Origin of the sequence: Pseudomonas sp. HS-18 (genome assembly GCF_020401845.1) — a bacterium.
Classification (GTDB): domain Bacteria; phylum Pseudomonadota; class Gammaproteobacteria; order Pseudomonadales; family Pseudomonadaceae; genus Pseudomonas; species Pseudomonas nitroreducens.
On record NZ_CP084413.1, the window covers coordinates 2,380,683 to 2,399,046 of the forward strand.

Sequence of the window (18,364 nt, forward strand, 5' to 3'; positions counted from 1 at the left end):
GACTCCGAGCTCAATCCGCCCAATGCCACGCCGGGGTATCGAACATGCCCTGGTCGCGGATGCGCGTCTGGCCCAGTTCCTTGTCCAGGTGCAGGCAATTGCACTCGGGGTGTTCCTCCAGCGTGGCGATCAGCCGGCTGGCGTGGGACACGACCCAGACCTGGGTGTGTTTCGACGCCGCGATGATCAACCGTCCCAGCGCGGGCAGCAGGTCCGGGTGCAGGCTGGTTTCCGGCTCGTTGAGCACCATCAGCGACGGCGGCCGCGGAGTGAGCAGGGCGGCCACCAGCAGCAGGTAGCGTAACGTACCGTCGGAGAGTTCCGCCGCGCTCAGGGGCCGCAGCAGCCCGTGCTGTTTCAGCGCGACGGCGAAGCGCCCGCCAAGCTGGCAATCGATCTGTAGTTCGGCGCCTGGGAAGGCGTCGCTGATGGCGGCTTCCAGGGCATTGGCATCGCCGATTTCCCGAATCGTCTGCAGCGCGGCGGCCAGGTCGCGGCCGTCGTGGTGCAGCACCGGCGTGCGGGTGCCCAGTTGCGGCTGGCGTGCGGGGGCGTCGGCGTCGGTGCGGAAGTGGTCGTAGAAGCGCCAGCCGCGAATCTGCTCGCGCAGCAGCAGTGCTTCGGGGCAGTCCGAGCCACTGCCGATCTGGGTGAACAGGCTGTCGAAGGTCGGGATGTGCTGTTCCAGCACCTGCCAGCTGCGGCCTTCGCGGGCACGCAGCATCGGACCGTTGCGTTCCACCAGTTGCGAGGCGGGGCGATACCAGGGGCCGGCCCAGATGCTTTCGTGCTTGATTTCCGGGTCCAGGCCGAAGGCGCTGACCACCGGCGGGGGCGGCAGGCCGAGGGCGATGGCGTAACCGAAGTCCTCACCGGCGAAGCCCAGGCGCAGGCGCTTCACTTCGTTGCGCGGGCCGCCCTGGACTTCCACTTCGCCCGAGCGCATGCGCCGCGAGTGGTTTTCCGGGCCGGCCCAGAAGGTGGATTCCAGCCCGCCTTCGCGCGCCAATGCATTCACCACGCCGCCCTGGGCGGTCTCGGCGAGCAGGCGCAGGGCACGGTAGAGGTTGGACTTGCCGCTGCCGTTGGCGCCGGTGATCAGGTTCAGCCGGCCCAGCGGCAGCACCAGCGAGTTGATCGAGCGGTAATTGGCGACGGCCAGGGTGTGCAGCATGCGGGCGATCCGGTTCGGGCAAACGCCCGCATGCTAGCAGAAGGGTCTTACGCGGAACGACGCCAGTTCAGTACCAGCTGTGTCAGCAGGCCTGCAACCAATCCCCAGAAGGCGGAACCCACGGAGAACAGGGTGAAACCGGAGGCTGTGACCAGGAAGGTGACCATCGCCGCTTCGCGCTGGCGCGCATCGGCCATCGCGTTGGTCAGGCCATTGGTGATCGAACCAAGCAGCGCCAGCGCGGCGATCGACAGCACCAGCGCCTTGGGCAGCGCGGCGAACAGCGCTGCCAGGGTGGCGCCGAAGATGCCGGCGATGCCGTAGAACAGCCCGCACCAGAGCGCGGCGGTGTAGCGCTTGTGCGGGTTCTCGTGGGCTTCCGGGCCGGTGCAGATCGCCGCGCTGATGGCCGCCAGGTTGATGCCGTGGGAGCCGAAGGGCGCCAGCAGCAGCGAGGCGATGCCGGTAGTGGAGATCAGCGGCGAGGCGGGCACCTGGTAGCCGTCGGCCCGCAGTACGGCGAGGCCCGGCATGTTCTGCGAGGCCATGGCGACGATGAACAGCGGGATGCCGATACTGATGGTGGCGGCCAGGGAGAAGCTCGGCGTCGTCCACACCGGACGGGCGATCTCCAGCTGGAAGTGGCTGAAGTTGAGCAGGCCGAGGAAACCGGCCAGGGCGACGCCAACCAGCAACGCAGCGAACACCGCGTAACGTGGCGAAAGACGTTTGGCGACGAGGTAGCTGACGAACATCGCCACTACCAGCGCCGTCTGCTGCTGCGCGGCGTTGCAGATCTCGATGCAGATGCGGAACAGCACGCCGGCCAGCAGCGCCGAGGCCAGCGAGCCGGGCACCTGGCGCATCAGGCGGTCGAAGCTGCCGGTGACGCCGCAGATCGTGATCAGCGCGGCGCAGACAATGAACGCGCCGATGGCCTCGCCATACGGCACGCCGGGCAGGCTGCTGATCAGCAGCGCCGCGCCGGGGGTGGACCAGGCGATGACGATGGGGGTGCGGTAGCGCAGGGTGAGGCCGATGGTGGTCAGCGCCATGCCGATGGACAGCGCCCAGATCCACGAAGAAATCTGCGCGGTGGTCAGCCCCGCCGCCTGGCCGGCCTGGAACATCAGCACCAGCGAGCTGGTGTAGCCGGTAAGCATGGCGACGAACCCGGCGACGATGGCGGCGGGGGAAGAATCGGCCAGCGGGCGCAAGGGCGCGGCGGCGGGAGTGGTGTCAGTCATGCACGAACTTCCATCAGGTGCGGGTGAATAGCGGGTAGAGCGAGGCTACCAGCAGGGCGGCCATGCCGACATTGAACAGGCGCAGCCGCAGTGGGTCTTCCAGCCAGCGCCGCAGCAGGCTGCCGAGTATGGTCCAGACGCCCACGCTGGGCAGGTTGACCACGGCGAACAGGGTGGCGATCAGCACGACGTTGCCGATCCAGCTGTTGGCCGGCAGGTAGGTGGCGATGGCGCCGACGGCCATCACCCAGGCCTTGGGGTTGACCCACTGGAAGGCGGCTGCCTGGAGAAAGGTCATGGGTCTGGCGGCGTTCTCACCCTTCGCTTCGGGCGCGCCGGAGCGGGCAATCTTCCATGCCAGGTAGAGCAGGTAGGCGCCACCGGCATAGCGCAGCGCCGTGTAGGTCGCCGGGAAACGCTCGAACAGCTGGTGCAGGCCCAGGCCCACGGCGACCACCAGCAGCAGGAAGCCGATGCTGATGCCGAGCATGTGCGGGATGGTCCGGCGCACGCCGAAGTTCACGCCCGAGGCCAGCAGCATCATGTTGTTGGGGCCGGGGGTGATGGAGGTGACGAAGGCGAACAGCACGAAAGCGCCGAGGAGTTCGAGGGGCATGGCGGAGTACCGGTCTAATTGTAGGGCCAGACTAATCCTGCCAACGCAGGGCTGTCCCATAACAGCCAGTGGCCGAGTGGCCCGTACAGTGGCGGCATCGCTGGCACGGCCCGCATGCCCGCAGTATGTTGCACACTCCCGACAGACAGGAGTCAGCCGTTCATGGAGCAGAACCCATATGCCGCGCCGCAGGTGGAATTGGTCGACACGCGCGCGCCCACGCCTTTCCTCGTCGGCGACTGGTCGTCCGGCAAGCTGCGGCTGCTGGCGGGACTCACGCTTGCTCTGCTGCTGACGGACCTGACGCTGATCGGTATCGGCATGGTCGCTCGCCTGCCGGGTGGCCCGAAGTTCCTGATGCCGTATGAGGAGTGGCTGGGTGCGCTGAGTATGCTGCTGGGGTGTTTTCTGGCCTGGCGCAGCACGCGTCTGCTTGAGGATCGATTCGCGGCCCGCGGGCTCCGCTGGCCAATGTGGATTCTCATCGTCATCGCCGTGGTGATGCAGGTGTTTTCCATGCTTTTCGACGTCGACCTGACCGGCTCGCGCCAAAGCAACGCGACGGTGTATTTCATGATGATGTACCTGCCCAGCGGCCTGGTGCAGCTCTGGTATGGCATTCGTGTGCTGAAGATCCAGCTGCCGTTCACCTCGGTGAAGGTCATGGGCTGGTTCGACGTCGTGAGCGGCATCTGCCTGGCGAGCATCGTACTGTTCGCCTTTGGCACCTTGCTGTCGATCATCAACACCATCCCCTTGGCGCTGATTTTCCTGCGCGCCGCCGGCGAGCAGGAGCGGGCCGTCCGCTAATCGTCCGGCGAGCGGGCAATGGCCTGGTTCACCGCCAGCCAGCCTTTCACCGCTTCTTCCCCGGCCTCGCCGAAGGCGCGCTGCAGCAGGCGGTCCTGCTCGCGGCGCAGGGCCTTTTCCAGCTTGCCGCCTTCAGCGGTCAGCCCCAGCCGCCGCTTGCGCTTGTCGTTGCCGCAGGCCTCACTGCTGATCAGTTCGCGCTCGAGCAACTGACGCAGCGGCAGGTTCAGTGCCTGCTTGGTCACGCCCAGGGCGGCCAGCAGTTGGCTGACACTCAGCCCCGGATTACGCGCGATGAAGAACAGGATGCGGTGGTGCACCCGGCTCAGCCCGCGGCGGGCGAGCATCTCGTCGGGTTTCGCGGTGAAGGCCCGGTAGCTGTAGAAGAAGGCCTGGATCGCTTCGAGTTGCAGGCTGTTTTTTGTTAGGTCAGGCATATTGACGTATCCATCCCGGGCGTCGTAGCTTCGGTCAAGCAGTTTGACTCATTCTTCCGTGCTCCCGCTACCGGTGACCCCCATGGCCTTCTCCGAACGCATCGCCCGACTGAAAAGCTCTCTGATCCGTGAAATCCTCGCCGCGGCGCAGCGCCCGGAGGTGATGTCCTTTGCCGGCGGCCTGCCCGCCGAGCCGATGTTGCCGAAGGTGAATTGGGACGACATGCCGGTGAGCATGGGCCAGTACGGCATGAGCGAAGGGGAGCCGGCGCTGCGCGAGGCCATCGCCGCCGAGGCGCGAGCGTTGGGCGTGCCCTGCGAAGCGAGCCAGGTATTGATCGTCAGCGGTTCGCAGCAGACGCTCGACCTGGCCAGCAAGCTGTTCATCGATCCGGGCACCGAGGTATTGCTCGAAGCGCCGACCTATCTTGCTGCGCTGCAGGCCTTCCAGCTGTTCGGCGCGAACTGCCTGACCGTGCCGCTGGGCGCCGAAGGCCCGGATGTCGCCGCGCTGCGCCAGCGCCTGCAGGCCAGCAAGCCGGCCTTCGCCTACCTGATCCCGACTTTCCAGAACCCGTCCGGCGTGCGCTACAGCGAGCAACGCCGCGATGAAGTGGCCGCCGTGCTCGACGAGTTCGGCGTGACCCTGATCGAGGACGAGCCTTACCGCGAGCTGGTGTTCGATGCGGGCGCCGCGACTCCGCTGGTCAGTCGCCTGAAGAAATCCAGCTGGATCTACACCGGTACCGTCTCCAAGACGCTGCTGCCGGGGCTGCGCGTGGGCTTCCTGATCGCCACGCCGGACCTGTTCCCGCACCTGCTGCGCCTGAAGCAGTCCGCCGACCTGCACACCAACCGCGTCGGCCAGTGGCAGGCACTGCAGTGGTTCGGCACCGAGGCCTATCGCGGCCACCTGGCCGAGCTGCGCGATTTCTATCGCATTCGCCGCGACGCCATGCAGCAGCAACTGGAAGAGCATTTCGCCGAGCTGGCGGAGTGGAATGTGCCCCAGGGCGGCTTGTTCTTCTGGCTCAAGCTCAAGCAGCCGCTGGATACCCGTACACTGCTGGACGCGGCGTTGGCGCAGAACGTGGCCTTCATGCCGGGCGAGCCTTTCTTCACGCAACCGGATGCCAATCCCGGCTATTTGCGGCTTAACTTCAGCCACGTGGCGCCGGAACGTGCCGGCGAAGGTTTGCGCCGTCTGGCGACGGTCATCCGCGAAGCCCAGGCCCAATGAGGAGATGAGCATGTACACCGTCTACGGCGATCGACTGTCCGGCAACTGCTACAAGGTCAAGCTGGCCTTGCACCTGCTCGGCCTGCCTTACCAGTGGCGCGAGATCGATATCCTCAAGGGCGAGACGCAGACCGCCGAGTTCCTGGCGATGAACCCCAACGGCAAGGTGCCGGTGCTGCAGCTGGAAGATGGCACCTGCCTGTGGGAGTCCAACGCCATCCTCAACTTCCTCGCCGATGGCAGCGATCTCCTGCCACGTGAACCGCGCCTGCGCACCCAGGTGCTGCAATGGCAGTTCTTCGAGCAATACAGCCATGAGCCCTACGTGGCGGTGGCGCGTTTCATCGAGTTCTACCTGGGCCTGCCCGAAGAGCGCCGCGAGGAGTATGTGCGCTGCCAGAAGGGCGGTTACAAGGCGCTGAAAGTGATGGAAAAGCAGCTGCAGCAGACGCCTTACCTGGTGGGTGACCAGTACTCCATCGCCGACATCACCCTGTATGCCTACACCCATGTGGCGCACCAGGGCGGCTTCGACCTGTCGAACTTCCCGGCCATCAATGCCTGGCTGGCGCGGGTGGCCGACCATCCGCGGCACGTGGCGATGCAGGACTGATCATCACGCCCGGCCATTGAAAACGCCGCTTCCCTCGAAGCGGCGTTTTTCGTTGGCAGACCCAATGATGCGGAAGCGGATTCGGTCCGCGATCGTTTTCTCGTCGATTCGAGGTGGCCGGATAGCACTCGCGAACGGAGTCTGCTCCTGGCAAAGTTTCGCTTTGTGCGAAGCGAAAACAGGCAATTTGCCATCAGATAAGTCCGAAAAGCCGCTCTAAACCGCTGATTTCGGTACTTTGGGGTTGACCGGCATCATGGCGGCGTTTTGTCGCCCTCCCTAATCTGGACGGGCTGCCATGCGGGACGTACCGATGTGGCCGGGCGCGAGCGGCAGGCAGTGTCGTCGCCCGGCGTGGGGAGGGGAAAGATGGCCTATCTGGTCTGGCAGGCGGATCTCGACACCGGGATCGGAGTGATCGACGCGCAGCACAAACGCATCGTCGAAATGATCAACCAGCTGCACGAGGCCCAGGCCCATCACGACCGAGCCATGCTCGGCGGCGTGATCGAGGAACTGGTCGACTACACCATCTCGCACTTCGCCTTCGAGGAGACGCTGCTGGAGGATTCCGGCTACCAGTTCACCCGTGCGCACAAGAAGGTCCACGAACTCTTCATCAAGCGCGTTTCCGACTACCGCCTGCGCTTCGACGCCGGCGAGGACGTCGCCGAGGAACTCAAGGGCCTGCTCGGACGCTGGCTGTTCAACCATATCCGTAATGACGACGCCAACTACGTGGAGTCGGTGATGGCCAGCATGCACGAGCTGACCCGCGACCAGAGCCACGGTGGCTGGCTGTCGCGCTCGATGAAGCGATTCTTCGGCTGAATTTTCAGTCACTTCGGCGGTGAATGCCGACGCGAATCCCCTTCGGCTGGCTATGCTCTGTGCACAACTACAAGCAATGCCACGGGGGTATTCGCGCATGAAGACGCTGTTGAAGTCACTGCTGCTGCTTTCTTTCCTCTCATCCTTCCCATTGTTCGCCGCCCAGCCGACGACCTCGCCAACGGACGACCAGCGCGCCAAGGCGTTGCTGTCCAAGGCGGTGGCCGCCTACAAGCAGGAGGGCGACAAGGCCTTCGCTGCGTTCAGCCGCCAGGGCGAGTTCATCGACGGGGACCTGTATGTGTTCGTCGTGGACAGCAAGGGCACCATGCTTGCCAGCGGCGGGCCATCGGTGGTGCTGATCGATCGGGATGTGTCGACCACACTCGATCCGTCATTGCAGAAGCAGTTTGCGCAGGCGCTGAAATCGCCGGAGACAGGCAAGGTGCAACAGGCCGACTACCGCTGGAAGAACTGGGCGGACGGCAAGGTCGAGCGCAAGCACGTCTATTACCAGCGTGTGGGTGAGCGCTTCCTCGCGGTGGGCTACTACATCCCGCGCGCGTCGGCGCAGCAGGCGGCGGCCATGCTGGACAAGGCGGTGAAGGCCGTCGAGGCCGATCCGCAGGACACCTTCAAGAAGATCACCGCGCGCGATCCCGCATTTATCCAGGATGACCTCTACGTCTTCGTTGTCGACCTGGATACGTCGAAATTCGTTGCCCATGGCTTCAATACGCGGATGGTCGGCACGGACTTCGATTCGCTGAAGGACCCGGGCGGCAACCCGATCGGCCACGCCATGCTGGAACTGGCCAAGTCCAAGGGCGAGGCGGAATTCGAGTACCAGTGGCGCAACCCGGTGACCAGCAAGGTGGAGAACAAGCACGCCTTCCTGCGCAAGGCCGGCCATTACCTCGTTGCGGTGGGTTACTACACGCGCTGATTGCAGCGATTCACAGGCACAAAAAACCGGCCCGAGGGCCGGTTTTTTCATGACGGCGGCTGTCAGCGGATCAGGCTGAGGAACTCGCTGCGGGTGGCGGCGTTCTCGCGGAACTCGCCGAGCATCACCGAGGTGACCATGGAGGAATTCTGCTTCTCCACGCCGCGCATCATCATGCACATGTGCTTGGCCTCGATCACCACGGCCACGCCCAGCGCGCCGGTGACCTGCTGGACCGCCTCGGCGATCTGCCGCGACATGTTTTCCTGGATCTGCAGGCGGCGGGCGTACATGTCGACGATGCGCGCCACCTTGGACAGCCCCAGCACCTTGCCGTTGGGGATGTAGGCCACGTGGGCCTTGCCAATGAACGGCAGCAGGTGGTGTTCGCACAGCGAGTAGAGCTCGATGTCCTTGACCAGCACCATCTCGCTGTTGTCGGAGCTGAACAGGGCGCCGTTGACGATCTCCTCCAGCGTCTGCTGGTAGCCGCGGCAAAGGTACTGCATGGCTTTGGCGGCGCGCTTGGGCGTGTCCACCAGGCCTTCGCGGGTGACGTCCTCACCGAGCTGGCTGAGGATCGCGGAGTAGTTTTGTTCCAGGGACATGATCTACCTGTGGCAATGACAAAAATAAAAACCGTGGCGCAGGGTAGGGCGCTCAGCCTTGGCTGGCAAGGCCCGAGCGCCGGTTGGCGCGTTATGGCAGGCGGATTGTCGCCGGACGCGAGTGCTAGCCGGGGGCAGGGCTTTTACTCGTCGCGGCCTTCGAGCATGTTGCGGCGCAGCATCACGTAGATGGCACCGGTACCGCCGTGGCGCGGCAGGCAGGAGGTGAAGCCGAGTACCTGCGGGTGCTGGCGCAGCCAGGTGTTCACATGGCTCTTCACCATCGGGCTGCGGCCGTCGACGCGCGCCGCCTTGCCGTGGGTAACGCGGACGCAGCGGATCTCGAAGCGCGTGGCTTCGGCGATGAAGTCCCAGAGGGTTTCGCGGGCCGTTTCGATCTTCATGCCGTGCAGGTCGAGGCTGCCCTCGAAACTGATCTGGCCGGCCTTGAGCTTGCGTATCTGGCCTTCCTGGACGCCGTCGCAGGCCCAGTAGAGTTCGTCCTCGGGGCCGACGTCGATGACGAACTGGTCGGAGAGGCCGTCGACCCGGATGTTCTCGGTGCGTACGGTCGCGTTCTGTCGCAGCTCCTTGAGCTGCTTGCGGTCGGCCTTGGGTTTACCGGTGTCGGCCTGGTCCACGGTGATCCGTCTGACGCCGCGCATTTCGCTGGCGAATTGGGAAAAATCGTCGTCTTGCATGCGCACCTCCTCAAACAGCCGCGCAGTCTAACGGATCGCGCCGGTCCTGCGGAAATGCGCCGTGCGGGGATCAGTCGCGGCGCTTCATCAGCCGGGGCGACAGGCTCAGGCCTTCACGGCCACGGGCACGGCGGCGCGCGGCGCGCCAGAATGTGACACCCAGCCACAGACAGAACAGTCCGATTACCAGCAGCACGGCGCCGGCTCCCGGTTCGATGTGCAGCACGCCCACCGCGGGCTGGCGGCGGAGCAGGGCGGCGACGCCGGCCATGGCGGACAGGATGCCCAAGGTGGCGATTACCGCGGCGATCGCGGCGGCGAAGCGCCAGCGCCAGCGACCCGGACGCTTCGGGCGCAGGCTGGGTGGATCGAATTTATCGGTCATCTTCATCCCGACTTCCTCATCTATTGAACGAGGCTATGACCGGTGGGGAGGGGTGGGGTTCCAACCCCAGGGTCGGGAAGCGCGGCGAACCCGCTGGGTGAGCGGGTTCGCGGGCTATCGCGCCTAAGCTGAGCCTAACCCCGGGTGCTTGTCGTTGCCGCCCGTCGGGACGAATGGCTTCAGACCAGCGCCTGGGCTTGTGCGACCACGGCGGCGAAGTTGTCGCCCAGGGCGGCGATTTCGGCGCGGTGCAGGTCGCGCGCGGCGAGCACGCCGCCTTCGGGGGTGGGAATGTCGCGGGTGGCGCAGGCGGCATCCACCAGGGTGCAACGGTAGCCGTAGTCCTTGGCGGCGCGGACGGTGGTGCTGATGCTGGAGTGGGTCATGAACCCGCAGACGATCAGGTCCAGGCGGCCGCCGGCCTGCAGGCGGTCATGCAGGTCGGTGCCGGCGAAGGCGTTGGGCAGGCGCTTGTCCACCACCACCTCGCCCGGCAGCGGCGCCAGTTCGGGCAGGAAGCGGCCGCGCGGGCCCTGAGGGTCGAGGAGGCCGCCGACCACGCCCAGGTGGTGCACGTGGACAATGGGAGTGCCCATGGCCCGGGCCGTCTCCAGCAACAGGCGAATCTGCGCCACCGCGGCATCCAGGTCAGGCAGGGCCAGTACGCCGCTGCGGTACTCCTCCTGGGCATCGATGATCAACAGAGTGCTCTGGCGCAGGGTGGCCGGCGGATATCCGCGCCCACTGATCTGCAGCATGCTGAGCGGAAGGGACATGTCACGACTCCTGTAAATGCATGTTCACTCATTGTGGGCCGTAACGCGTCCGCTGTGAATCTTTGCGAACTCGCGCCAAAGTGGTAATGGCATTCTGTGGCGGAACGGGCTGGAAAGCCCCCGGAGTGTCCGCATTCCGCTAGAATGCGCCCCTTTTTGCGAGCTGCGAGGACTGCTGCCGTGACCGAATCTCGTTTGCTGACCCTGCGTGACCACATCCGCTGGGCCGTCAGCCGCTTCCACGCCGAGGAACTGTTCTTTGGCCACGGTACCGACAACGCCTGGGATGAGGCCCGCCAACTGGTGCTGGGCGCGCTCCATCTGCCCTGGGAAATGGCCGACGCCTACCTGGATTGCCGCCTCGAGGACGAGGAGCGCGAATACCTGATGCACCTGCTGCGCCGACGCATCGAGGAGCGTGTGCCGACTGCCTACCTGCTGGGTGAGGCCTGGTTCTGCGGCATGCCCTTCGTGGTGGACGAGCGCGTGCTGGTGCCGCGCTCGCCCATCGCCGAACTCATCGAACGTCGCTTCGAGCCCTGGCTGGCGGCCGACCCTGCACGAATCCTCGACCTGTGCACCGGCTCGGGCTGCATCGGCATCGCCTGCGCCAGCGCCTTCCCGGAATCCGAAGTGGTGCTGGGCGACCTGTCGTTCGATGCCCTGGAAGTGGCCAATATCAATATTGAGCGCCACGAGCTGGGCGAGCGCGTCTACACCGTGCAGGGTGACGGCTTCGAAGGCCTGCCGGGCCAGCGTTTCGACCTGATCGTGTCGAACCCTCCCTATGTCGACGCCGAAGACTTCGCCGACATGCCCGCCGAGTACCACCACGAGCCGGAGCTGGGCCTGGCCTGCGGCAACGACGGCCTGGACCTGGTGCGGCGCATGCTGGCCGAGGCGGCGGACCACCTGACCGAGCGCGGCACATTGGTGGTGGAGGTGGGCAACAGCCAGGTGCACGTGGCGGCGCTCTACCCGGAAGTGGACTTCACCTGGCTCGACTTCGAGTACGGTGGCCACGGGGTATTCCTGCTCTCGGCGCAGCAATGCCGCGAGCATCAGGAGCTGTTCAGGGCGCGGGTAAAGGCCTGATCCGCTCCAAGGGTGGGCTGAATCTGTAGGAGCGAGCTTGCTCGCGAATGGATTTACCGGTTGGTCCGGCGCCTGGCCGGTTCGCCAGCAGGCTCGCTCCTACAAAAGAATGCTTCGGCGTGGGACTCAGCCCATCGCGGAGGTCGGCTTTGGGTAGGAGCGGACTTCGTCCGCGGTTGCCCACCGGCCGCGCCGATCGGTCGGCGGCGCATGCACGCTAGTGCGTGGCGATCCAGATCAGCAGTCCCGCCTGGAACACGGCGAACACCGTCAGGCAGGCGATGGTGAAGCGCAGGCTGGTGTCGTCGCGGCGGAAGGTCTCGATGCGCTGCTCCAGCCGGCGAATCTCGTTGGACTGGGTGGCGAGGTTCTGGTCAGCCTGTTCCAGCATCGAGCCGGCTTCCAGCAGCGGGACTATCTGCACCTTGTCCTTGTGCCAGTCGTCGTACAGCTCGCTGACCCGGCCGACGCTGTAGCGCGCCTTCAGCAGCCGCGAATCCTCGTAGATCACGTCGAAGCCCTGGGCGCGCAGGAAGTGGTCGCGGCGCTGCCGGGCCTCTTCGTTGGGTGCGTCCTTCATCGCCAGCGCGCCACCCTCGACACGGTAGTGCGACCACTTCTTTTTCGCCCAGGCCACTCCCTGGGCCAGCAGGAATCGCCCCAGTCCGCGGTTCAGCGGTTCGGTGGTGAAGCCCGAGTCGGCGCCGAAGCGCACTTCCTTGTTGCGGTGGTCCGCCCAGACCTCCAGCAGGTTCACTTCCTTGCGCAGCACCTGGCCGGGCACCTGTACGGTCAGCCGCAGCAGGCTCTGCTCGCCGTTGTGGCGTTCCACCCGGCCCAGTTGCACGAAGCGCAGCGGCCGCGCGCCAGTGGTGCGGTCGGTGGGCAGCGGCGCCAGGCGCAGCAGGCGATAGTGTTCCGGCGCCAGGTCCGCCCAGGGATGCGGGCGGGCGGCGGCGCTCTCGTCGGCGGCGACGGCTGTCTGTTCGGCTTCGGTCATGGGGTCTACCTCGGGGCCTGGCGGGCGTGGCCAGGGCTCTCCCGTGGTTTATCGACGCACCGGCGGATTTCTTGAGACGTTCGCTCCAGATCCGGGCGCATTTTCGGCAAGCGTACTGCCGGGCAGGCTCGGCGCGTGCTGGATGAAAGTCGTGATGCGCTGCACCAGCTCACGGGCCAGCGGCAGGTTGGGGTTGTTGTAGGAGGCGAGCTGCTGCGGACCGCTGGTCGGAACGATCCGCAGGATATGGTTCATCCCCGAGATCAGATGGAAGTCGCTGTCGGGCTTGGCGCGCTTGAGCGCCTGCGCATCCTCGACGCCGACCTGGATATCGTTGGTGCCCTGCAGGACCAGCGTCGGCAATTTCAACTCGGCGAAGGCGCGGGCCGGGTCCTGGCGGAACAGCGAGATCAGGTAGGGCTGCACGCTGGGGCGGAACAGCACCTTCAGGGGCTCCGGCACCCGTGGCTGCAACTGCCCGGCCTGCAGACCGTCGATCAACTGGTCAGCCTGGGCGAGCAGGGGCGGCGGCAGGCGGGCTTGCAACTGCTCGCGCAATACGTCGCCGATCGGGCGGGCGCTGCCGGCCAGGGAAACCAGCGCCTCGGCGTGGGTTTGCGGCGCGGCGAGGCTGGCGATCAGCGCGCCCTCGCTGTGGCCGATGAGAATCTGCCGGCCGAAGCGCGGGTCGTGGGCCAGCTTGTCGCTCCAGGCCACCACGTCGCTGACGTAGGCTTCGACGCTGAGCTCTTCCTCACGCGGCGCGGCCGGCAGGCTGCGGGCCACGCCGCGCTTGTCGTAGCGTACGCTGGCAATGCCGTTTTCCGCCAAGGCCTCGGCCAGTTTGCGCAGGTAGGCGTTCTGTCCGCCCTCGGGGTTGTTGCCGTCGCGGTCGGTGGGGCCGGAGCCGGCGATCAGCAGTGCTACTGGCGGAGGGGTATCGCCCTGGGGCAGCAGCAGCGTGCCGCGCAGCACGCCGTGGCCGGTATCCAGGTCATAGGGACGCTGCAGGATGCTGGTGGGGGCGGCCTGGGCGATGCTGGTGACGAAACAGAAGAGGAGCAGGGCGAGACGGCGCATCGAAGACTTCGCGATGGGGCTGATGGCGCTTTGATCCTCGCGGGCGGCGAAGGTTCGCAGGGCGGATTGACGCAGGTATACTGCTCGGCCTTTTCGATACCAGTCTTTTCGCGGAGCCTCGCATGTCCGGCAACACCTACGGCAAGCTGTTCACCGTCACCACCGCTGGCGAAAGCCACGGCCCGGCGCTGGTCGCCATCGTCGACGGCTGCCCGCCCGGCCTTGAGATTTCCCTGGAAGACCTGCAGCGCGACCTGGACCGCCGCAAGCCCGGCACCAGCCGCCATACCACCCAGCGCCAGGAAGCCGACGAGGTGGAGATCCTCTCCGGCGTGTTCGAGGGCAAGACCACCGGTACCCCGATCGGCCTGCTGATCCGCAACACCGACCAGAAGTCCAAGGACTACTCGGCGATCAAGAACCTGTTCCGCCCGGCCCACGCCGACTACACCTACCACCACAAGTACGGCATCCGTGACTACCGTGGCGGCGGCCGTTCCTCGGCGCGCGAGACCGCCATGCGCGTGGCGGCCGGTGCGATCGCCAAGAAGGTCCTGGCCGGCATGGGTATCAGCGTGCGCGGCTACATGAGCCAGCTCGGCCCCATCGAAATCCCCTTCAAGACCTGGGACAGCGTCGAAGACAACGCCTTCTTCAGCCCCGACCCGGACAAGGTGCCGGAGCTGGAGGCCTACATGGACCAGCTGCGCCGTGACCAGGATTCGGTGGGCGCGAAGATCACCGTGGTCGCCGAAGGCGTGCCGCCGGGCCTGGGCGAGCCGATCTTCGACCGCCTGGACGCCGAACTGGCCCACGCGCTGATGAGCATCAACGCGGTGAAGGGCGTGGAAATCGGCGCCGGCTTTGCCAGCGTCGCCCAGCGCGGCACCGAGCACCGCGACGAGCTGACGCCCGAAGGCTTCCTGTCGAACAATGCCGGCGGCATCCTCGGTGGTATTTCCAGCGGCCAGCCGATCGTCGCCCACCTGGCGCTCAAGCCCACCTCCAGCATCACCACCCCCGGCCGCTCCATCGACGTCGACGGCAACCCGGTGGATGTCATCACCAAAGGTCGCCACGATCCGTGCGTGGGCATCCGCGCTACACCCATCGCCGAGGCGATGATGGCCATCGTGCTGCTCGACCACCTGCTGCGCAATCGCGCGCAGAATGCCGACGTGAAGGTCGGCACCCCGGTCCTCGGCCAGCTTTGAGTGACCTGGCGCTCCCGCCGGCCTGATCAGGTGGCGGGAGCGTCGGATATTCGCCGCCGATGACTCAGGTTCCCTACTGGCGGCTGTCCAGTTTCTACTTCTTCTACTTCTGCCTGCTGGGTGGGACGGCGCCGTTCCTCGCGCTGTATTTCCATCACCTGGGGTTCTCTGCGCCACGCATTGGCGAACTGGTGGCGATCCCCATGCTGATGCGCTGCATCGCCCCCAACCTGTGGGGCTGGTTGGGCGACCGCAGCGGCCAGCGGCTGGCCATCGTGCGCTTCGGCGCGGTGTGCACGGCGCTGTGTTTCGCCGGCATCTTCCTCGGTCATAGCTATGCGTGGCTGGCGCTGATCATGGCCGGGCACGCGTTCTTCTGGCACGCGGTACTGCCGCAGTTCGAGGTGATCACGCTGGCGCACCTGCGCGGGCGCACCGAGAGCTACAGCCGCATCCGCCTGTGGGGTTCCATCGGTTTCATCTGTACCGTGGTCGGCCTGGGCTGGCTGTTCGAGTTCGCCAGCCTGGACGCCTATCCGCTGGCGATGCTGACGATCATGCTCGGCATCGTCGGCGCCAGTTGGTGGGTACCGAATGCCCAGCCGCCGGCGCGGCAGGATGAGGCCAGCGCCGGAGGTTTCCTCCAGCAACTGCTCAAGCCCGGCGTGCTCGCCTTCTACCTGTGCGTGTGCCTGATGCAACTGTCCCACGGCCCGTACTACACCTTCCTGACCCTGCACCTGGAGTCGCTTGGCTACGCGCGCGGGCTGATCGGCCAGCTCTGGGCGCTGGGGGTGGTGGCCGAGGTGCTGCTGTTTCTGGTCATGCCGCGCCTGCTCAAGCGCTTCTCGCTGCGCCAGGTACTGGTGGCGAGCTTCCTGCTGGCGGCCTTGCGCTGGCTGCTGCTGGGCACGTTGGCCGGGCACCTGCCGGTGCTGCTGCTTGCCCAGTTGCTGCACGCGGCGACCTTTGGCAGCTTCCACGCCGCCGCCATTCATTTCGTCCAGCGCAGCTTCCAGGCTCGCCAGCAGGGGCAGGGCCAGGCGCTGTACGCCGCGCTGGCCGGCACCGGTGGCGCGCTCGGCGCGCTTTACTCCGGCTACAGCTGGGGTAGCCTTGGGCCGGCCTGGACCTTTGCCATCGCCAGCGTGGCTGCGCTGGCTGCCGCCTTCATCATCTGGACCCGTCTGAACGAGGACCCGCATGAACGACACCCGTGAACAGCTGACCCAACAGATCATCGAGGCCGGCCGTTTCCTCTATGGCCGTGGCTGGTCGCCGGCCACCAGCAGCAACTATTCCGCGCGCCTGGCCGCCGACCGTGCGTTGCTCACCGTTTCGGGCAAGCACAAGGGCCAACTCGGTGAGAACGATGTGCTGGAAACCGACCTCGCCGGCAACAGCCTGGAACCGGGCAAGAAGCCCTCGGCGGAAACCCTGCTGCACACCCAGCTCTACGCCTGGCGCCCGGAGATCGGCGCGGTGCTGCACACTCATTCGGTCAATGCCACCGTACTCTCGCGCCTGACCGTGGGTGACCGGCTGGAGCTGGAAGACTACGAACTGCAGAAGGCCTTTGCCGGCGTCAGTACTCACGAAGGCCGTGTGACCGTGCCGATCTTCGATAACGACCAGGACATCGCCCGGCTGGCGGCCAAGGTGCAGCCCTGGCTCGATGCGCATCCGGACTGCCCCGGTTACCTGATCCGTGGCCACGGCCTGTACACTTGGGGGCCACGCATGGCCGATGCCCTGCGCCAGATCGAAGCCTTCGAATTCCTCTTCGAATGCGAACTGAAAGTACTGAGCCTTCGCGGCGGCACGCGCTGAGCGAACCCGGCCCGCTTTTGAGAAAAAAGCCCAGAAGGACAACGACCATGAGCAGCCTGACCGTCTACCACGAATCCAACCCCGAGCAGCCGCTGAAACTGCTGACCCACGCCGAGGACATCGCTTCCACCCTGGGCGAGCTGGGCGTGCGCTTCCAGCGCTGGGCGGCGAATGCCCCCATCGTTCCCGGCGCCAGCCAGGAAGAGGTGATCGCCGCCTACCAGCACGAGATCCGTCGCCTGCAGGAGGAGGAGGGCTACGTCACCGTCGACGTGGTCAGCCTGACCGCCGATCATCCGCAAAAGGATGAACTGCGCGCCAAGTTCCTCGATGAACATCGCCATGGCGAGGACGAGGTACGCTTCTTCGTCGCCGGCCGCGGGCTGTTCACCCTGCACATCGAGGATCACGTCTACGCCGTGCAGTGCGAGAAGAATGACCTGATCTCGGTGCCCGCCGGTACCCGCCACTGGTTCGACATGGGCGAGCGCCCGCACTTCGTGGCCATCCGCCTGTTCAACAATGCCGAAGGCTGGGTCGCGAAATTCACCGGCGACGAGATCGCCAAGCGGTTTCCGTTGCTGGAAGACTGATCTCTCCTTAGCCGGGGAGGGTAGGCTGTTTCCTGCTCTTCGTAGGAGCGAGCTTGCTCGCGAACAGTGTTGCCGGCCCACTCGGTTCCATGCGGTTCGCGAGCAAGGACTGGGCGTCCCCCTCGGTCCTACATGTCATCCCGCCTGGGTTAAAGGCGGGCCTTTGGAGTCCCCATGCCCATCAAAGCCATCCTCACCGACATCGAAGGCACCACCAGCGCGGTCAGCTTCGTCTTCGACGTGCTCTTTCCCTATGCCACCGCGCACCTGCCGGACTTCGTGCGTGGGCATGCCGATGAGCCGGCCGTGGCCGAGCAACTCGCCGCCGTACGCGCCGACAGCGGTGAGACGAACGCCGACACCGAACGCTGCATCGAAATCCTTCTCGGCTGGATCGCCGAAGACCGCAAGGCCACGCCGCTCAAGGCACTGCAAGGCATGGTCTGGGAGCAGGGCTACAGCGCCGGCCAGCTCAAGGGCCATGTCTACCCGGACGCCGTCGACGCGCTGCGCCACTGGCACGCCGAGGGCTACCGGCTGTACGTCTATTCCTCCGGCTCTATCCAGGCGCAGAAGCTGATCTTCGGCTGCTCGGAGGCGGGCGACCTGTCGCCGCTGTTTTCCGGCTACTTCGACACCACCAGCGGACCCAAGCGCGAGGTGGAGTCCTATCGCCGCATCGCCGCCGCCATCGGTCTGCCGGGCGAAGACATCCTCTTCCTCTCCGACATCGTCCAGGAGCTGGATGCAGCGCAGCAGGCCGGCCTGCAGACCATCGGCCTGGCCCGCGAGGGTGGGGGACTGGAAGGCCACGACACGGTGGCAAGCTTCGCGCTGATCGACCCGGCGCAGGTTTGACCCCTGCCTTGAATGCACGCCCGCGCCGCTGCGGCGCGGGCAGCTATGCTGATCAGGCCGACATTCTCATAGAAGGATCTTCCAAATGGGCTCGACCCTCAGTGGCCTGATCAGCCTGATCATCTTTGCCCTGGATATCTGGGCGATCATCAACGTGGTGAAAAGCAACGCCGAGATGCCGATGAAGATCATCTGGATCCTGGTGATCGTCATCCTGCCGGTTCTCGGCCTGATCATCTGGGCGGTGGCAGGGCCGCGCGGCAACGTGCGGGTCTGAGCGCCATCCCGACTCCCGCAGGGGCGGGCCATG

At 65.8% G+C, this 18,364-nt stretch carries 22 protein-coding genes; 12 read left to right on the forward strand and 10 right to left on the reverse strand.

Annotation, left to right across the window (positions count from 1 at the left end; translation table 11 throughout):
• Nucleotides 1–10: 10 nt before the first annotated feature.
• Genes LDJ84_RS11150 through LDJ84_RS11160 form a run of 3 tightly spaced genes read right to left on the reverse strand, consistent with a single transcriptional unit; the run spans nt 11 to nt 3,037 of the window.
• Nucleotides 11–1,174, reverse strand: coding sequence for an AAA family ATPase (locus LDJ84_RS11150; protein WP_226046322.1), 1,164 nt, complete (start codon nt 1,172–1,174; stop codon nt 11–13).
• Nucleotides 1,175–1,221: 47 nt separating this feature from the next.
• The gene (locus tag LDJ84_RS11155) at nt 1,222–2,421 is read right to left on the reverse strand and encodes a benzoate/H(+) symporter BenE family transporter (RefSeq protein WP_024765412.1); all 1,200 of its coding nucleotides are present in this window, start codon (nt 2,419–2,421) and stop codon (nt 1,222–1,224) included.
• A 13-nt stretch (nt 2,422–2,434) separates the two neighbouring features.
• Entirely contained in the window at nt 2,435–3,037 is a 603-nt protein-coding gene (locus LDJ84_RS11160; RefSeq protein WP_024765413.1) for a LysE family translocator, read from the reverse strand.
• A gap of 162 nt (nt 3,038–3,199) precedes the next feature.
• On the opposite strand from LDJ84_RS11160, the gene LDJ84_RS11165 reads away from it, so the two are divergent.
• Nucleotides 3,200–3,847: a hypothetical protein gene (locus LDJ84_RS11165; protein ID WP_065327605.1), complete on the forward strand. Its 648-nt coding sequence runs from the start codon at nt 3,200–3,202 to the stop codon at nt 3,845–3,847.
• Here LDJ84_RS11165 and LDJ84_RS11170 read toward each other — a convergent pair.
• Nucleotides 3,844–4,284 carry a MarR family winged helix-turn-helix transcriptional regulator gene (locus LDJ84_RS11170; protein ID WP_024765415.1) on the reverse strand — a complete coding sequence of 147 codons (441 nt, stop codon included), beginning with the start codon at nt 4,282–4,284 and terminating at the stop codon, nt 3,844–3,846. The genes LDJ84_RS11165 and LDJ84_RS11170 overlap by 4 nt on opposite strands.
• An 82-nt stretch (nt 4,285–4,366) precedes the next feature.
• On the opposite strand from LDJ84_RS11170, the gene LDJ84_RS11175 reads away from it, so the two are divergent.
• The 4 genes from LDJ84_RS11175 (at nt 4,367) to LDJ84_RS11190 (ending at nt 7,914) form a co-directional block, all read left to right on the forward strand.
• Nucleotides 4,367–5,524, forward strand: coding sequence for a PLP-dependent aminotransferase family protein (locus LDJ84_RS11175; RefSeq protein WP_024765416.1), 1,158 nt, complete (start codon nt 4,367–4,369; stop codon nt 5,522–5,524).
• A gap of 10 nt (nt 5,525–5,534) precedes the next feature.
• Nucleotides 5,535–6,137: a glutathione S-transferase family protein gene (locus tag LDJ84_RS11180; protein WP_024765417.1), complete on the forward strand. Its 603-nt coding sequence runs from the start codon at nt 5,535–5,537 to the stop codon at nt 6,135–6,137.
• A 369-nt stretch (nt 6,138–6,506) separates the two neighbouring features.
• Nucleotides 6,507–6,968, forward strand: coding sequence for a bacteriohemerythrin (locus LDJ84_RS11185; protein WP_024765418.1), 462 nt, complete (start codon nt 6,507–6,509; stop codon nt 6,966–6,968).
• A 97-nt stretch (nt 6,969–7,065) separates the two neighbouring features.
• On the forward strand, nt 7,066–7,914 hold the full coding sequence (locus tag LDJ84_RS11190; RefSeq protein ID WP_024765419.1) for a cache domain-containing protein: 849 nt from the start codon (nt 7,066–7,068) through the stop codon (nt 7,912–7,914).
• A 62-nt stretch (nt 7,915–7,976) separates the two neighbouring features.
• Here LDJ84_RS11190 and folE read toward each other — a convergent pair whose 3' ends face one another.
• From folE to LDJ84_RS11210, 4 genes are all read right to left on the reverse strand, one after another.
• Complete coding sequence (folE, locus tag LDJ84_RS11195; RefSeq protein WP_024765420.1) at nt 7,977–8,522, reverse strand: GTP cyclohydrolase I FolE; 546 nt, start codon at nt 8,520–8,522, stop codon at nt 7,977–7,979.
• A gap of 143 nt (nt 8,523–8,665) precedes the next feature.
• The gene (locus tag LDJ84_RS11200) at nt 8,666–9,223 is read right to left on the reverse strand and encodes a Smr/MutS family protein (protein ID WP_024765421.1); all 558 of its coding nucleotides are present in this window, start codon (nt 9,221–9,223) and stop codon (nt 8,666–8,668) included.
• Nucleotides 9,224–9,293: 70 nt separating this feature from the next.
• Entirely contained in the window at nt 9,294–9,614 is a 321-nt protein-coding gene (locus LDJ84_RS11205) for a hypothetical protein (protein WP_024765422.1), read from the reverse strand.
• A 173-nt stretch (nt 9,615–9,787) separates the two neighbouring features.
• Nucleotides 9,788–10,384, reverse strand: a complete 597-nt coding sequence (locus tag LDJ84_RS11210) for a cysteine hydrolase family protein (protein ID WP_024765423.1) — start codon at nt 10,382–10,384, stop codon at nt 9,788–9,790.
• Nucleotides 10,385–10,564: 180 nt separating this feature from the next.
• On the opposite strand from LDJ84_RS11210, the gene prmB reads away from it, so the two are divergent.
• A complete protein-coding gene (gene prmB, locus LDJ84_RS11215) occupies nt 10,565–11,479 on the forward strand; it encodes a 50S ribosomal protein L3 N(5)-glutamine methyltransferase (RefSeq protein WP_024765424.1) in 915 nt (304 codons plus the stop codon).
• 217 nt (nt 11,480–11,696) lie between these two features.
• Here the strand turns inward: prmB and LDJ84_RS11220 are convergent, their stop codons facing one another.
• Both LDJ84_RS11220 and LDJ84_RS11225 read right to left on the reverse strand, forming a co-directional pair.
• Nucleotides 11,697–12,479, reverse strand: a complete 783-nt coding sequence (locus LDJ84_RS11220) for a hypothetical protein (protein ID WP_024765425.1) — start codon at nt 12,477–12,479, stop codon at nt 11,697–11,699.
• A gap of 48 nt (nt 12,480–12,527) precedes the next feature.
• Nucleotides 12,528–13,559: an alpha/beta hydrolase gene (locus tag LDJ84_RS11225; RefSeq protein ID WP_084359787.1), complete on the reverse strand. Its 1,032-nt coding sequence runs from the start codon at nt 13,557–13,559 to the stop codon at nt 12,528–12,530.
• A 122-nt stretch (nt 13,560–13,681) separates the two neighbouring features.
• Here LDJ84_RS11225 and aroC point away from each other — a divergent pair, with 122 nt between their 5' ends.
• From aroC to LDJ84_RS11255, 6 genes are all read left to right on the forward strand, one after another.
• Nucleotides 13,682–14,773: a chorismate synthase gene (gene aroC / locus LDJ84_RS11230; RefSeq protein WP_226046323.1), complete on the forward strand. Its 1,092-nt coding sequence runs from the start codon at nt 13,682–13,684 to the stop codon at nt 14,771–14,773.
• Nucleotides 14,774–14,832: 59 nt separating this feature from the next.
• Nucleotides 14,833–15,993 (forward strand): MFS transporter, encoded by a 1,161-nt coding sequence (locus LDJ84_RS11235; protein ID WP_226046324.1) that lies wholly within the window; start codon nt 14,833–14,835, stop codon nt 15,991–15,993.
• Complete coding sequence (locus tag LDJ84_RS11240) at nt 15,977–16,603, forward strand: methylthioribulose 1-phosphate dehydratase (RefSeq protein ID WP_024765429.1); 627 nt, start codon at nt 15,977–15,979, stop codon at nt 16,601–16,603. Before LDJ84_RS11235 ends, LDJ84_RS11240 begins: the two co-directional genes overlap by 17 nt.
• Nucleotides 16,604–16,650: 47 nt before the next feature.
• Nucleotides 16,651–17,196 (forward strand): 1,2-dihydroxy-3-keto-5-methylthiopentene dioxygenase, encoded by a 546-nt coding sequence (locus LDJ84_RS11245; RefSeq protein WP_024765430.1) that lies wholly within the window; start codon nt 16,651–16,653, stop codon nt 17,194–17,196.
• Nucleotides 17,197–17,370: 174 nt separating this feature from the next.
• A complete protein-coding gene (mtnC, locus tag LDJ84_RS11250) occupies nt 17,371–18,054 on the forward strand; it encodes an acireductone synthase (RefSeq protein ID WP_065327611.1) in 684 nt (227 codons plus the stop codon).
• 85 nt (nt 18,055–18,139) lie between these two features.
• Entirely contained in the window at nt 18,140–18,331 is a 192-nt protein-coding gene (locus LDJ84_RS11255) for a PLDc N-terminal domain-containing protein (RefSeq protein ID WP_024765432.1), read from the forward strand.
• Nucleotides 18,332–18,364: the final 33 nt, after the last annotated feature.